Here is a 15,729-nt window from a genome sequence, read left to right as displayed (position 1 = left end):
TAAAAAGGCCTCCATGTCCCGGCATGCGTTACGCAATTCGTCAAAAAAGTCAATAGGAATTTACCAGGTGAAGGCGATATGATTCCATGACGGAATCGCTTCCTGGATTTTTAAGAAAGGAAATAAGGAGGGCCGCGGAGTGATCGAAGAGAGAGGAATACCTTGTTTGGTAGGTCGCGTGCGTGGGGCACAGGGGAAGGCAGGTACGTCAGAAGCGGCAAAGCTACCGAAACGACAACGGCTTGGACGCAGGTCAACTCTGGGCGTTGCTGTTTCTCCTGAAACGAATATTTTACTGAACCAATAAAATCCGCGTTGGAAAAATGCGCGAAGACCGGTAGCGCAGGCTTTGACTTTTCATCCTGTGCATGTGAATGATGATGACCGTGATGGTGGTGAGAAGCCGTCTCTTTCCCTTGCTTTGCTTTTTCTTTTGAATGGGCGTGGGGAAGGACACTGTGCGCCAATGACATCGCAAACGCGATGCTGAAGAGAAACGATATCCATTGGCCTCTTATCATGCTTACCTCTCCCTTTGACCGGGAGAACTTTGTGCTTTTTTCAAAAATACCTAAAAATGTTGCAAAAAGCCTAAAAAGTGGTTTAGCGTTCAAAATACCCAAAGCATAAAATTTTTATCAAAAATATTGCGCAAGCACTTACTTGCACTATATTTGCAAGCACTTACTTGCATATTATGAAAGCCAGACGGGACGTCTACCAGGCCATTGCCGACCCCACGCGGAGGGCCATCATCAACTTGATTTCTGCGGAACCACACAATGTGAACGCCATCGCCGAAAAGTTCGACGTCAGCCGGCAGGCCATCTCCCTGCATGTCAAAATTCTTATCGACTGTGGTCTCATCACCATCACCCAGCGTGGCCGCGACCGGTTTTGTGAGGCGCAACTGGATCAGCTCAGCGAAGTGTCGGCGTGGGTGGACCAGTACCGGAAGCATTGGGAAAGCAAACTCGACAGCTTGGAGTCTTATTTGGAAAAACTCAAAAAACAACGCTATGGAAAACAAAAAAAGTAATACGGCCGACCGCGAGCTTCGCCTCTCCCGAAAGCTGAATGCACCCATCGACCTGGTGTGGGAAGTTTGGACCAAGCCCGAACACATCGCCAACTGGTGGGGGCCCAACGGTTTCACCAACACCATCCACAAGATGGATCTCAAGCCCGGTGGCGAGTGGGATTTGGTCATGCACGGCCCGGATGGAACGAACTATAAAAACAAGAGCATCTTCAAAGAGATCATTCTTCATAAAAAACTGGTCTACGAACACATCACCGGCCCCAGGTTTGTGGCCACGATAGAGTTCCAGGAGCAAGGCGATCAAACGTTCATCACCTGGCACATGCTCTTTGAAAGCGTTGAAGAGTTTGTCCAGACCGTGAAAACGTTCAAAGCAGACGAAGGCCTGAAGCAAAATATCGAGAAACTCAACGTGTACTTGTCCGAAATGAAAACAAAAACACAACGCTGAATCCCTATGAAGACCTTCCTCACGTTACTCACATTAACCATCACGCTCATGAATGCTGCGATCGCACAAAACGGAAAATACGCCAACGTCAATGGCCTGCACATGTACTACGAGATCCACGGCAACGGCAAACCGCTGGTTCTCATTCACGGCGGGGCGTCGACCATACAATCCACGTTTGGCCGGCTCATCCCGGCGCTGTCCAGGACGCACAAGGTCATTGCGGTGGAGTTGCAAGCGCACGGTCACAGCGACAATCGCGACGGCCGGCAGATCACCTTCGAACAAGATGCCGACGATGTGATCGCGCTGTTGCAGCAATTAAAGATCGACAAGGCCGACATTTTTGGTTTTAGTAATGGCGGCACCACCGCATTGCAAATTGCCATTCGCCAACCGGCCCTGGTCGATAAACTCATCATCGCCTCCTCTATGTACAAACGCGCCGGCGTAGCACCCGGATTTTGGGAAGCCATGAAGACGCCAAAGTTTTCGGATATGCCTGACATTTATAAGAAGGAATTCCTGTCCATCAATCCCAGCGAGGAAGCGCTGCACATCATGTTCGAGCAATGCGCTCACCGGATGCAGCAGTTCAAAGACATACCCGACGAGACCATCGAAGCCATTCAAAAACCTGTGTTGATCGTCGCCGGCGACCACGATGTGCCTTTGCCGGAACATGCCGTTGAAATGTATCGCCGGATGCCGCACGCCAGCCTTGCGTTATTTCCCGGTGGTCATGGAACGTTCATGGGCGAACTCGCGATGTTAAAGGAAGCGCATAACCCACCAGTGGCGTTGCCGGTGATCGAAGACTTTCTGAACACGATTAGCCCGAAATAACGTCATACCGTTGGTGATCAATGGTCCTGTTTTGCCCGGAGTCTATGAACATGCATAGACTCTGGCGAAGGGATCTACCCTTACAGGATCGTGTAAAAAATTCCCCAATCTCTGTCGCCTTGCGGGAGCAACAACGGCAGCAATTCAAAAACAAGTGAACGAGTCAACAAAGTCTTTTAAACCACCAGTCCCCCCAAGGTGGAGTATCGCGCAGCAAGACCGCGTCTATTTTAATCTCCTCCACCTTTGGTATCCCGTTGCAAATTTTTCCAGTCTATCATCACTCCTCTCCCAATGCCCGCCGGGTTTGTGATACCCTGTGGGGACGCATCTATCCGTTGGTGAAATGCATCCCCATGCGCGTGGCCCTTTGTCGGTATCCTATCAAAAAAATCATCTTGCATTAGCGCGGGAACGGTACCGCCCAACATGCTGTTCGCCATTCTTCCTCCATATCATTTCCGGACACCTGTATATACATCAATCCGGCAACAAATTTAGTGGCGTGATTTTTTCAAAAATTATCATCTCGAAATCGCAAACGATTGACTTTACCTCGATAGTTTCTTATCATTGACATAAATCGACATTGGCAAGGAAACACTGCGCTCGAGATGGCCGAACAATGTGTGGACTTTTGTTCATGTCTAAAACAAAACGATAACAAATCGATAAAAAATCATTCATCAAAATTCTCGACGGCGCTCAAAGAAATGAGTGCAGTTGAACTTTGAAATTGACCATCCAACCCGTTGTATTAGGATCTATGCGCTGAGCTTTTGTGGAAAATGAAACTCCTGTACAACGCTACTCTTAAATAAAGAATTGATTTAGCGGGCTTTATTCGAGCACTACGAGGTTTACGAACTTCTTCATTTTTTGAAGAGATCGTTGTAAACCACCAACCCTGGCGTTGGTATTCCGTTTTTATTTGGTATTCCTTTTTCGTTTGAATCGATCGTCATCGTATCCCCGTGCCATGGCACGACACGGTGTCGTTCAGCACAAGGTTGACCGTTCTCGATCGTCGTACAGCAACAACGTTGTACGAATGGCGTGTAACCTTTTAAAAAGATTGTTCACATAAAATCTGTCTATGTAAAAAACAATACCCCCCATGAAAAACATTCTCCCCCCTCACCCACTGCTGACCAACAGCAGTACATCAGGCCGCCTGTCTGCGCAGGAAAAATACTGGCCTATCAGCGACTTCTTTGACCGACACGAGTGTCCCTTCTTTCACGACACCCGATCTACGCACCAACAAAAACTCGGTTTACCCGATTTCCTGTAAGGGAATCGCACATCGCCTTATTCTTTATTTGTATTCGTCAACTTAACCCCCATACCTATGAGTAATCAATTACGCAATGCATTATGCTGTATTGCCTTGTCAGCAACACTATGCTTCATGCCCGAAGCGGTGTTCTCGAAAGCGCGGACGCCCGACAGCCCGGTGGCGCCCGAAATAACGATCAAAGGTAAAGTAACAGAAGAAACCGGCGAATCCTTGCCGGGCGTAAACGTCCTGGTGAAGGGTACCACGACCGGTACTACAACCGATTCGGACGGCAACTTTTCGCTCGTGGTGCCTGACAACAGCACGTCGCTGATCTTTTCATTCATCGGCTATGTGACACAAGAAGTGAGCATCGACAACCGAACGGAGATCAACGTGACCCTGGCCGTCGACATCGTGTCGCTGTCCGAAGTGGTGGTCACCGGTTATGGATCGCAATCCAAACGCGACATCACCGGTGCCGTGTCCACGATCGCGTCCGACCGTTTGCTCTCCACGCCTTCGACCAACCTGGGTCAAGCCATGCAAGGCAAGGTGGCCGGCGTCAACGTGGGGAATGAGAACAGCCCCGGTGGTGGCGTCATGGTTCGCATCCGTGGCTTTGGTACCGTTACCGACAACTCTCCCCTCTACGTTATCGACGGTGTCCCCACCAAAGGTAATTTAAACACCATCAACCAGAACGACATCGAGTCGATTCAAGTGTTGAAGGACGCGTCGTCTGCTTCGATCTATGGCTCGCGCGCCGGGAACGGCGTGGTGATCATCACCACCAAAAAGGGAAAAGCCGGCAAGCCCGTTTTTACCTACGACATGTACATTGGCACGCAACGTCCCGGCAAGCTGTTGAGCATGCTGAACACCCAGCAGTATGCCGACCTGACCTGGGAGGCGCGTAAAAACGCGGGCGCTGTAGGAGCGAATGGCAACCCCGTACACGCTCAATTTGGCAATGGTGCCACGCCGGTCATCCCGGACTACATTTTCCCGGCAGGTGCCATGGAAGGCGATCCCCGTGTGGCCCAGGATGCCAGTGGAAAATACATCAACTACAGCAACAACATCGACGCCGCCGATTTCAACAAGACCAAATGGCTCATCACCAAAGCCAACAAGAGCGGCACCAACTGGCTGGACGAGATCTTCAACCCGGCGCCCATCCAGAACCACCAGATCGGTGTCTCGGGTGGTAACGAGAGCGGACGTTATGCCATGTCCTTAAATTATTTCGATCAAAAAGGGATCATGATCTACACGAACTTCAAACGCTATTCCATACGGGCAAACACGGAGTTCAACATCAATAAAAAATTCCGCGTAGGCGAAAACCTTCAGATCGCTACTACCCAACGGGTGAACCAGCCCAATGGAAACAGCCAGGAAAGCAACCCCACATCCTTCGCCTTCCGTATCCAGCCGATCGTGCCCGTCTATGACGTTTCGGGAACAACATTTGCCGGTACCCGGGGCACCGACCTCGACAACTCGCGGAATCCCGTGGCCGACCTGTGGCGCAACAAAGACAACATTCAGAGGGAAGTACGCCTGTTTGGAAATGCCTATGCCGAGTACGACATCCTCGAAAACCTCACGGCCAAAACCAGCTTCGGCATCGACTACAACATCTTCAATTTCCGGGACTATACCATACGCGACATCGAATCGGCCGAATCCCGCGGATCGAATTCGTTAAAAACAACCAACAACTACGAATGGACCTGGACGTGGTTCAACACCCTCACCTACAACGCCACGATCAACGACATCCACAAATTTAACTTCATCCTCGGTGTCGAGTCCATCAAAGATTACTATGAAACCTTCGATGCCAGCCGCACCAATTTCGCCTCCGACGATATCGAGAACCGTTATCTGAGTGGTGGCACGGGTGTTCAAACCAACAACGGCGGTGCGAACAACTGGAGCCTCGCGTCTGAATTCGCCAAGGTGAACTACAATTTGAAAGACAAATACCTGTTGGAAGGAACCGTGCGCCGCGACCGCTCCTCGCGGTTCTCTGCCGCAAACCTGGTAGCGTATTTCCCGGCCGTGAGCGCTGGCTGGGTGTTCTCGGAAGAATCGTTTGCTCAAAACATGAACACCTGGCTCGACCGCGCCAAACTGCGTGTGGGCTGGGGACAAACGGGGAACCAGGAGATCGGTTTTTATAACCCCCTAACCATCTTCTCCACCAACCCCGCCACCTCCTTCTACGACCTGAACGGCACCCGCACTACGGCCATTCCCGGGTATGAGTTAACGCAATTCGGAAACCCGAAAGCAAAATGGGAAACTACAACCTCCACCAACATTGGTCTTGATGTTACCTTGATGAATGGCAAATTCGATGTGAACCTGGATTGGTATACACGCAACACGACCGACATGCTGTTCCCTGTAGCAGCGCCGCTCACGTCAGGTGTAGCCACCGTGCCCTATCAGAACATCGGAACCATGCGGAATCGCGGAATCGATCTCGCGTTGGCTTACCACGGTCAGGCGATGGGCAACGAGCTCACCTACAACATCGAGGGTAATTTCAGTACCTATCGCAACGTGGTTACCAAAACCAATGGCGACGCCAATACGCAATTGTTCGGTCTCAATGATGAGCGCATTCAAAACTTCATCGTTACGCAGCAGAACTATCCCATCTCTTCCTTCTTCGGCTATACCATCGATGGTATTTTTCAAACCGACGACGAGGCCGCCGCAGCCCCTGTGAACAACCTGGGCACCAACCAGAACAAAGCAGGCCGGTTTAAATTCCGGGATGTGAACAACGACGGCGTGATCAATACGAAGGACCTTTCCATCATTGGCAATCCGCACCCCGATTTCACCTATGGCATCAACATCAATGTCAACTATAAAAACTTCGGACTCACCCTTTTCGGTCAAGGTGTTTATGGCAACCAGATCTTCAACTATGTGAAGTACTGGACCGACTTCCCCACCTTTGCCGGAAACCGGAGCACGCGCATGCTCAACGATTCGTGGAGACCGGGCAAGACCGACGCCGTTCTTCCGCAGTTAACCTCCAGCGACCAGGTGAGCATCCTGCCTTCGACCTACTACCTGGAGTCGGGCTCGTATTTCCGTTTCAAGAACATTCAACTGACCTACACCCTGCCCAAAGGACTGGTGTCCAAAATTGGTATGTCCTCCGTTCGCGTTTATGTTCAAGGACAAAACCTGTGGACCATCACCAACTATTCGGGTATGGACCCCGAGATCAACCTGCGTAACTACACGTCGGGCAACGACCGCGTTGGCGGAAGCTTTCAATACACGGCCGGAACCGATCGCCAACTCGGTGTGGATGGCGGAGCGTACCCCGCAGCAAAGCAATACCTGGTGGGTCTGAATTTAACCTTCTAACGAATGCTGTTTATGAAAAATCGATCAAACATTATACACATGAAAAAGATCACGATCCTATGTGGCGTCATCCTCCTCACGCTGTGGAGCGCCTGTTCCGATTCGTTCCTGGATGTGAAGCCTAAAGCGGCGCTCAGCGCCACCACTTTACAAAATACCAAAGGCGTCAATTCGCTTCTCGTGGCAGCCTACTCCATGCTGGATGGCTGGGCCACCGCAGAAGGTGCTTACCGGTCATACCAGGTCGGTGCCGACAACTGGGTTTATGGCAGTGTGGCCTCCGACGATGCCTACAAGGGAACGATCGCAGGCGACCAACCTCCGATCTCCCTGATCGAACAAGCCAACATCGCTTCTGACAATATCTATTTCAGAGGCAAGTGGCGGGGCATGTACGACGGCATTGCGCGTTGCAACGACGCCTTGCAACTTCTGGCCAAGGTAACCGACATCTCTGATGCCGAACGCGCACAGATTGTTGCCGAAGCCCGCTTTCTGCGCGGACATTTTCATTTCGAACTGAAGAAAATGTACAACATGGTGCCCTACATCGATGAGGTCACCTACGATCCGAATAACCTGGAAAGCACCAAGGTACCGAACACCGCAGACATCTGGCCCAAGATCGAAGCCGATCTGCAAGCCGCCTACGGAGTGCTTCCCACCAAGCAGGCCTCGCCGGGCCGTGCCTCTAAATGGGCCGCTGCCGCCACACTGGCAAAAGCTTATTTGTTCCAGGAAAAATGGGGCGATGCCAAAACCCTGCTCGAAGAGATCGTGGCCAGCAATCAGTTTGCACTCATGGATAAATACCACGACAATTTCCGCCAGGTCACCAACAACAATAAGGAATCCATCTTCGAAGTACAGTATTCCGTGAACGACGGTGCACCGGGCGGCGAAAACGGCAATATCGGTTCAACGCTTAACTATCCCTATGGTGGTGGCGGTGTGACTACGTGCTGCGGATTTTTCCAACCGTCACAGAACCTCGTGAATGCCTTCAAGACCGATGCGAACGGGTTGCCTCTGCTCGACACGTTCAACGACGCCGACGTCACGAGCGACCAGGGTATCGAAGCCACAGCGCCTTTCACACCGTATACCGGCACCGTTGACCCCCGTCTCGACTGGACCGTTGGACGCCGCGGTATTCCCTATCTCGACTGGGGTGTGCATCCCGGCAAGACCTACGTGCGCGACCAGGCCTATGGCGGTCCTTACTCTCCGAAGAAACACGTGATGTACCGGTCCGATGTCGGCTCCGCCACGTTTGCCGGAAACCCGCGTCTCAATGCCAACAACTATCGCATGATCCGCTACTCGCATGTGATCCTGTGGCTCGCCGAAATTGCCGTGAAACAAGGTGATCTTGAAACCGCCCGCGGCTATGTGAACCAGATCCGCGCGAGAGCAGCCCATCCCGATGGCTTTGTGAAAAATGCCGACGGCACACCAGCCGCCAACTACCTCATTGGCGAATACACCACCACGTGGACCGACGCCGCCCTGGCCCTCAAGGCTGTTCAATTCGAACAACGCCTGGAGTTTGCCATGGAAGGCCACCGTCGCTTCGACCTCGTGCGCTGGAAAATTGCCGCCGAAACTCTCAACGCCTATTACCTGGTGGAAGGCACAAAACGTTCGTACCTGAAGAACGTCCAGTTTGTGCCCAGCAAACACGAGTATTTCCCCATTCCGATCCAGGAGATCCTCAACACCCAGATTGGCGGCCAACCGACACTGACCCAGAACCAGGGGTATTGACGAAGTAGTTTAAACCGTAGTAAAAAAGAAGCCGTCTCGATGATCGAGACGGCTTCTTCATTTTATAGCCAGGACACCAAGGTATTTCTTTGCGTTCTCTGTTTAGTGCATTTGAATACGACTCAGCCCTTTACCAACGTAGTGAGGTCAACCGGGAGATTCCTAACCCGAACCCCACACGCAGAAAAGATGGCATTCCCTAACGCAGGCGCCACCGGCGGCAAACCTGCTTCTCCCACTCCACCCGGAGCTTCACCATTCTCCATAATAAAAACTTCCACAGCCGGCATCTCATGCATACGAAGGACATGATAGTTATTGAAATTGGATTGCTGGCAAACACCCTTTTTAAAAATGATACCGCCCTTTATGGCAGCCGACAATCCCATCACGATGTTGCCTTCCGTTTGCGCCCGAACCGTGTCGGCGTTCACGTACATTCCGCAGTCGATAACGGATACGACCTTGTCGATCCTTACTCCCCCGTTGTTCGCGGATACCGCCACACAACATGCACAGATGGTCTCGAAGGCTTTGAATAGCGCGATGCCTTTTCCTGTTCCCGGTGTTGTCTTCGCATAGTAGTCTGATTTTTCCGCGAGTGTTTTGAGTACTTTTATAAATCTTTCATCCTCCAACAACTCCAGCCTGGCAGCAAGTGGGTCCTTGCCGGCCAGGTGGGCAAGCTCATCGATGAAGCACTCCTGTCCCCAGGCCAAATTCGATGCGTTGACCGATCGCCACCACATGATGGGTATTTCCGTCTTCACATTCGTCCAACTTACTTTATTCGAAGTCTTAAATTCATACCGGGTGTTGTCTTTCAATTCCCCGCCCATCCACGGATCGGCTTCGTCGTCGGCCAGTCCTTTGAAAACTTGTCGCAAGATGGATTCGCCGATGATGTGATGATGAAATCCGGTGATCTTCCCCGCTTCAACAAATCCCTGCATGTGACTGAGCAGCCCAGGGCGGTAAGGGCCTTGCGCGATATCGTCCTCGCGTGTCCAGATCACTTTTACGGGAACCTTCAGCGTATGGGAAAGAAAACAGGCTTCTTTCACAAAGTCGATGTAAGCTTTCCGTCCAAAAGATCCCCCCATCAAAATCGTGTGGATCTTAATTTTTTCCACGGGGATATTGAGATAGCTCGCCACGTCCGGCAAGGTCTCTCCCGGTCCCTGGATCGGAGCCCAGATCTCTACGGAACCATCTTCCTTTACGTGTGCCGTGGTGTTTTCCGGTTCAATCGGGGCATGCGACAGAAACGGTGTTTCATAAGTGCATTCCAACCTGGACGTTGCCACCTTGAACTTTCTGCTGAAGTCACCCAACTCATGGTGATTGATGCCTTCCTCCTTGACTTGTGCATGACACCTTTGAAAATAATCGGCCGTATCAAGGACCTCACTCAAGTTCGAATTATCCCATTGCACTTTGAGTGCGTTTCTTCCTTTGGAGGCTGCCCACCAGTTTGTGGCGATCACGGCAACGGACTCCGCATCGCGATGGATCATTTTCCGTTCACACTTCATCACCCGCAAGACGCCTGGTATTTTCAATGCATCGCCATCGTCGATGGTCACGATTTTTGCAAAGAGCATCGGGCTGTGAAGTATGGAAGCGTAGACCATACCGGGCACTTCGATGTCGATCCCATAGACGGCTTTCCCCGTCGTTCGCGGTGGAATTTCTGCCCGTTTGATATCCTTCCCGATAATGTTGAAGTCTGCGGGATTCTTTAGGACGGGATCGGTGGGTATTTCTAGTTTAGAGGCTTCTTCGGCAAGTTCGCCGTAGGTAAAACTCTTATCGCTGCCCTTTCTAAAAATCCTTGCTGCTCTCGCGTGGCACTCGCTCTCTGAAACGCTCCATCTCCGTGCGGCAGCTTTGATCAACATTTCCTTTGTTGCCGCGCCAGCTTTTCGCAGAGGCAACCATAGCCTTCTAATCGAGCTACTGTTTCCGGAGGTTTGCGCACCGTACTTACTTTGCCCGTCGCTTTGTATGATCGTGATCTGGGCCAGCGATACTTCCAGTTCCTCGGCAATCATAGCCGGGACCGAGTGGAGGGTGCCCTGCCCCATGTCGTTGCGGGGATTGACGATCGTGATCGTATTGTCGATGCCGATCAGAATGAAGGGGTTGATTTCGAATTGATCAATTAATCCGTTTCGTCCGGAAAGATTGCGGATCTTTGAAAAGGAATCAACCCCAATCACCAGCCCCAGGGTGGCAAGGCCTGCTTGCTTTATGAAATCCCGGCGCCCGGTTCTTAAAAAATTATCGTTTACGTTCATACAAAATCTTCCCGCATTATTTTGGGTTTTCACAAGCCAGGTGAATGGCTTTTCTTATTCTATCGTAGGTGCCACAGCGGCAGAGATTTCCCGCCAGCGCAGCGTCGATGTCCTGATCGGAGGGCATGGGCTTTTTTGCTAAGAGTGCGACGGCCGACATGATTTGCCCGGACTGGCAATAGCCACATTGCGGCACCTGGAGTTCAATCCAGGCCTTCTGAACCGGGTGGAGTGCATCCTCCCCAATGCCTTCTATGGTCGTGATCTTTGCATTGGCCGGAATGGCCGAGATGCGCAATTGGCATGACCTGACCGGGTTGTTGTTCAGGTGGACGGTGCAGGCCCCGCACGAGGCAATTCCGCACCCAAATTTAGTCCCCTTCAGTCCCAGGTAATCCCGGAGAATCCACAACAGGGGCACGTCGGGCTCGGCCTCCACCTCGTAGGGTTTGCGATTTACGGTGATGCTATACGTTTTCATTTGCAGTAAGGATGATATTCACGGAGAACACTGCAAATACGGAAGCAAGCCGCCGACGGGCTACGGGACGGGCATTTTACACTACCTGATTTATAAAACAGGAATAAAAAATCAGATTTTACGCTGGAGAACCGTCGCGATAGGCTGACGGCGTCGTGTTCGTATGCTTTTTGAAGGCAGCATTGAACACGGAAATACTTCTAAACCCGGTTTCACGGGCTATCGTGGCGATCTTTTCGTTGGCGTAGGCCGGGTCTTTTAACCGCGCCTGGGCATCCTTGATCCGGAAGGTATTGATGTAGTCCGGAAAGGACTGTTGCGTGCGCCGGTTTATCGTTTCAGACAACAGGTTTGTGGGGACCTTCAATTGGTCCGCCATTTTCGGCAGGGTGATGGTGGCCTCCCGGTAAGGATGGCGGCCGGCAAGACAGGTTTGCAATTCTTCAAAGCACCGGTCAATTTGGTCCTCGCTATAGGCCGAGCGCTCATACTTTTCACGAGGTCTGAAGAGCTCACCTTTCTTCAGCCCCAGGTAGCTCATGAAATAGATCAGAAAAGAAAATAGAACCGGTGCGGCAATGTAGGGAACCAGGCCAAAAATAAAATTTGCCATGTATCCAGCCCAAACCAACACGACACCCACCATAACGCTCAGCACCCAGATCCTTTGTGTCTTGTTAATGTTTAGGAAGTTCATAACGACCACCCGAACGCAAAACGGCAGATACAACGCGGCAGACCATAAGGAGATCTCATAGCCGTGTTGTTGCATCCAAAAATAGGAAGTCAGCACTGGGCTGAGGAGAATGACCAGTAAGGCTGGGACCAGGTGTGGTAAATGCTTCCGCCAATCAAAGCGGTAGTCCTTTTTATGGAAGGAATTCAGATAGAGCAGCAGCAGGGGAAAAATGGCCAGGTTGGCGCCAAAACCGAAATTCATCACCACGGTTGAAACCTGGTGCCCCAGGGAAAAGTAATAAACCACAGATTTTACGATGCGGACGGCAAAGGCTAATAGCAACAACGCCAGCAGGATATTGGCAAGACTTCTTTCCTTGCGGATCGAAAAAAGATAGACGCTAAAAAAAGCGCTCTGCAGGGCGCCTGCCCCGCTTGTCAAAAGTAAAACTTCAAAAGGGATTCCCATGCCGAACAAGTTACAAACATTTTTGATTGCCCGCACGGCACGGTTGGTCCCAAAAATTTGAAATTCCCTTTCCGATCAATCGCCGAGACCAAACGTCCGGATCGGATTGACGTATAGCGGTGGTGCTGCACTGTTAGTCATAAACAAACGGTGATTCGCAGAAAAAAAGGCTCGCCCCATCTTCCGGGGCCGGAACCATGAAGCATCAAGGCCTGAGTTTTATTAATTTCGTTATATACGATCGGAAATAACGCTAATCTTGATTTAAAAATATTTTACATTTGAATACCGTAAACCCTCAAACCCTTTGAAGATCTTTATCACGGCCGCACTGGCATTTCTATCGGTCCAGGTTTTTTCACAGGATCAACAAGATTCCTTAAAAACACGGCAATTGGATGAGGTCGTGGTGACCGGCTCACGGGCCCTGGAGGATATCTACAAATCGCCTGTAACCGTCGAGAAGACAACGCGCAAGGCGTTTCAGCAATCGCCGGCACCTTCCTTTTTTGATGGTTTGGATTTTGTCAAGGGTGTCCAGTTGATCACGCCAAGCCTGGGGTTCAAGGTGATCAACACGCGGGGGTTCGCCAATACCACCAACGTGCGTTTCGTACAACTGGTGGACGGAGCCGACGTCCAGGCGCCGCACATCGGGGCGCCCATCGCCAACATGATGGGGCCAAGCGACCTGGATCTCGAGAGCACCGAAATTGTTCCGGGTGTGGCCTCCGCGCTCTATGGCATGAACGCCATCAATGGCCTGGCCAACTTCACGTCGCTGGATCCATTTCAAAACACGGGGTTGAGCCTTCAGCAAAAAGTGGGGATCAACAACGTATCGCCAGCCGATGGAAACAAACTGTTTTCCGAAACGGTCCTTCGCTGGGCGCAAAAAACTTCCGACCGCTTTGCCTACAAAATCAACGCGACCTATATGCGGGGTTATGATTTTATCGCCAACAACTATTCCGACATCAATCCCAATGCGAATGCCACCACCGGGCTCACGGGCGCCGACAACCCGGCCCAAGATCCCGTCAACTCCTATGGCAACGAGTCGTCGGACAGGAGAACCATTAACCTCAATGGGAAGAACTATGTTGTGGCACGAACGGGGTATCTTGAAAAGGACGTGGTCGACTACACCCTGAAAAACATAAAGGCGGATGCCACCTTGGTTTATAAGATCCGGCCCCAGTCAAAACTTTCTTACACCTATCGCTTTGCAGACATCAACAATGTGTATCAGCGGGCGAACCGCTTCCGGCTCGAAGACTACATTCTCCAGCAACACGCGCTCACCTACCAGGATGCCAACCTGCTGGCCCATGCCTATGTGAACATCGAGAACACGGGAAAATCCTACAACGCCCGCTCGATGGCGGAAAATATTGACCGGACGTTTAAACCCGACAACCAGTGGTACACGGACTACTCCAACCGTTTCACCTCGGCCATCAATGCGGGCTCCACTGTGGCCGAAGCACATCACCTGGCCCGCGCCACGGCCGATGAAGGCAGGCCCCAACCCGGGACGGAAGCGTTCTCTAACATGATCAGCCAGCTACGCAACATCAACAACTGGGACTATGGGGCTGCGCTCCGCGTAAAATCACAAATGTATCATGGCGACATCCAATATGATCTGTCCAACGTGGTCGGGAATCGGATCCACCTTTTGACTGGAGGTGACTATCGTTCCTATGTGATCGTGCCGGACGGCAACTATTTTATCAACCCGGAGGAGCCCGGCAAGAACCTGGTGTATTATAAGTATGGTGCATTTGTGGAAGCCACCAAGACGATCTTAAACGACAAACTAAAAATAGGCGCGACCCTCCGCGCCGACAAAAACCAATACTATGACGTAAAGTGGAACCCGCGCTTTACGGTCGTGTACTCGCCAGCCCCCAATCAAAGTTTCCGCTTTTCGTTTCAGAGCGGATTTCGCTTCCCCAGCGTGTTTGAAGCCTTTTCCAACATCAACAGCGGTGGCGTGAAAAGAGTGGGTGGCCTGCCGGTGATGTCGCACGGCATTTTTGAGAACTCCTATCTGCGGGCTTCCGTCGATGCGTTTCAGGCGGCCGTCACCAAGGATGTCAATACCAATGGAACTTCCGTGAATCAGGCTATCGTCAACAACCAGGGGCTGCTGAAGAAAAATAGTTATACCTATCTTCAACCGGAACACATCCAATCTTTTGAAGCGGGCTACCGGGGGGTGTTATTCAACAACCTGAAAGTAGATGTCGATGTGTACTTCAATCAATACAACGACTTTATCGCCCAGGTAGAAGTGAATGTTCCTAAAACGACTATCGCCGATTCTATCCCCTACTACATGAACAGCAAAGCGGGCCAGGACAAATACCGCATGTGGACCAACTCGATGACCGTGGCGTACAACTATGGATCGAGCGTTGGATTGTCCTACAAATTTTATAAAGAATTCATGGCCAGCGGAAACGTGACCTATGCCGTCTTGCAACACCGAACCAGCACGGATGGATTGGAAGATGGATTCAATACGCCGAAGTGGATGTATAACGTATCGATCGGCAACAGCCAGTTGTTCAATCGCGTTGGTGTGATGCTCAACTACCGCTGGCAAAGCACATATTACTGGCAATCCTTCCTGGTGAACGGGAACGTGCCCTCATTTGGAACGCTCAACGCACAAGTGAACTGGAAGATGTTGGGCGTGACCTGGAAATGTGGGGCAACCAATCTCACCAATACGCATTACTATTCCTACCTGGGTGGGCCCTCTATCGGGGGAATGTACTACGTCAGCGTGACGTATGGACTTAAATGATCGCCTGCGCGCGACATTCTTTACTTATCATTCCACTTTACTACTCCGCTGAAAAGTTTAGCGCTTTACTCTCAGCAGTTCACATGCATCACGCGTGAGTGTCGATTGCCTTGTGGAAAATGAGCGACAACAACCTGCTTCAGACAATATTAAAAGCGCTTGCGCGTTTGTCCGCAACCATCATAAAAAAGGAACA

11 protein-coding genes are annotated in these 15,729 nt (G+C 51.2%); 7 read left to right on the top strand and 4 right to left on the bottom strand.

Features of this window, described 5'->3' with window-relative positions:
• Positions 1-110: 110 nt before the first annotated feature.
• Positions 111-623 (bottom strand): hypothetical protein, encoded by a 513-nt coding sequence (locus tag D4L85_RS34485; RefSeq protein WP_160143899.1) that lies wholly within the window; start codon positions 621-623, stop codon positions 111-113.
• A gap of 74 nt (positions 624-697) precedes the next feature.
• Here D4L85_RS34485 and D4L85_RS21445 point away from each other — a divergent pair, with 74 nt between their 5' ends.
• The 6 genes from D4L85_RS21445 to D4L85_RS21420 all read left to right on the top strand — a co-directional run bounded on the left by D4L85_RS21445 (position 698) and on the right by D4L85_RS21420 (position 8,787).
• Positions 698-1,039, top strand: a complete 342-nt coding sequence (locus tag D4L85_RS21445) for an ArsR/SmtB family transcription factor (RefSeq protein WP_119756226.1) — start codon at positions 698-700, stop codon at positions 1,037-1,039.
• Positions 1,020-1,493, top strand: a complete 474-nt coding sequence (locus D4L85_RS21440; protein WP_119756225.1) for an SRPBCC family protein — start codon at positions 1,020-1,022, stop codon at positions 1,491-1,493. Before D4L85_RS21445 ends, D4L85_RS21440 begins: the two co-directional genes overlap by 20 nt.
• A gap of 6 nt (positions 1,494-1,499) precedes the next feature.
• Positions 1,500-2,339, top strand: coding sequence for an alpha/beta fold hydrolase (locus tag D4L85_RS21435; RefSeq protein WP_228450572.1), 840 nt, complete (start codon positions 1,500-1,502; stop codon positions 2,337-2,339).
• Positions 2,340-3,456: 1,117 nt separating this feature from the next.
• On the top strand, positions 3,457-3,633 hold the full coding sequence (locus tag D4L85_RS34480; RefSeq protein ID WP_160143898.1) for a hypothetical protein: 177 nt from the start codon (positions 3,457-3,459) through the stop codon (positions 3,631-3,633).
• Positions 3,634-3,690: 57 nt separating this feature from the next.
• A complete protein-coding gene (locus tag D4L85_RS21425) occupies positions 3,691-7,020 on the top strand; it encodes a SusC/RagA family TonB-linked outer membrane protein (RefSeq protein WP_228450570.1) in 3,330 nt (1,109 codons plus the stop codon).
• Between the two features lie 39 nt (positions 7,021-7,059).
• The gene (locus tag D4L85_RS21420) at positions 7,060-8,787 is read left to right on the top strand and encodes a RagB/SusD family nutrient uptake outer membrane protein (RefSeq protein WP_119758890.1); all 1,728 of its coding nucleotides are present in this window, start codon (positions 7,060-7,062) and stop codon (positions 8,785-8,787) included.
• A 122-nt stretch (positions 8,788-8,909) separates the two neighbouring features.
• Here D4L85_RS21420 and D4L85_RS21415 read toward each other — a convergent pair whose 3' ends face one another.
• The 3 genes from D4L85_RS21415 to D4L85_RS21405 all read right to left on the bottom strand — a co-directional run bounded on the left by D4L85_RS21415 (position 8,910) and on the right by D4L85_RS21405 (position 12,715).
• Entirely contained in the window at positions 8,910-11,087 is a 2,178-nt protein-coding gene (locus D4L85_RS21415) for a xanthine dehydrogenase family protein molybdopterin-binding subunit (RefSeq protein ID WP_119756221.1), read from the bottom strand.
• A 16-nt stretch (positions 11,088-11,103) separates the two neighbouring features.
• On the bottom strand, positions 11,104-11,568 hold the full coding sequence (locus D4L85_RS21410) for a (2Fe-2S)-binding protein (RefSeq protein WP_119756220.1): 465 nt from the start codon (positions 11,566-11,568) through the stop codon (positions 11,104-11,106).
• Positions 11,569-11,686: 118 nt separating this feature from the next.
• Positions 11,687-12,715 carry a helix-turn-helix transcriptional regulator gene (locus D4L85_RS21405; protein ID WP_160143897.1) on the bottom strand — a complete coding sequence of 343 codons (1,029 nt, stop codon included), beginning with the start codon at positions 12,713-12,715 and terminating at the stop codon, positions 11,687-11,689.
• Positions 12,716-13,022: 307 nt separating this feature from the next.
• Here D4L85_RS21405 and D4L85_RS21400 point away from each other — a divergent pair, with 307 nt between their 5' ends.
• The gene (locus tag D4L85_RS21400; protein ID WP_119756218.1) at positions 13,023-15,533 is read left to right on the top strand and encodes a TonB-dependent receptor plug domain-containing protein; all 2,511 of its coding nucleotides are present in this window, start codon (positions 13,023-13,025) and stop codon (positions 15,531-15,533) included.
• The last annotated feature ends 196 nt before the right edge of the window (positions 15,534-15,729 follow it).

Source organism: Chryseolinea soli, from assembly GCF_003589925.1.
GTDB classification, from domain to species: Bacteria; Bacteroidota; Bacteroidia; order Cytophagales; family Cyclobacteriaceae; genus Chryseolinea; species Chryseolinea soli.
This window is presented reverse-complemented; position numbering and strand designations above follow the sequence as displayed.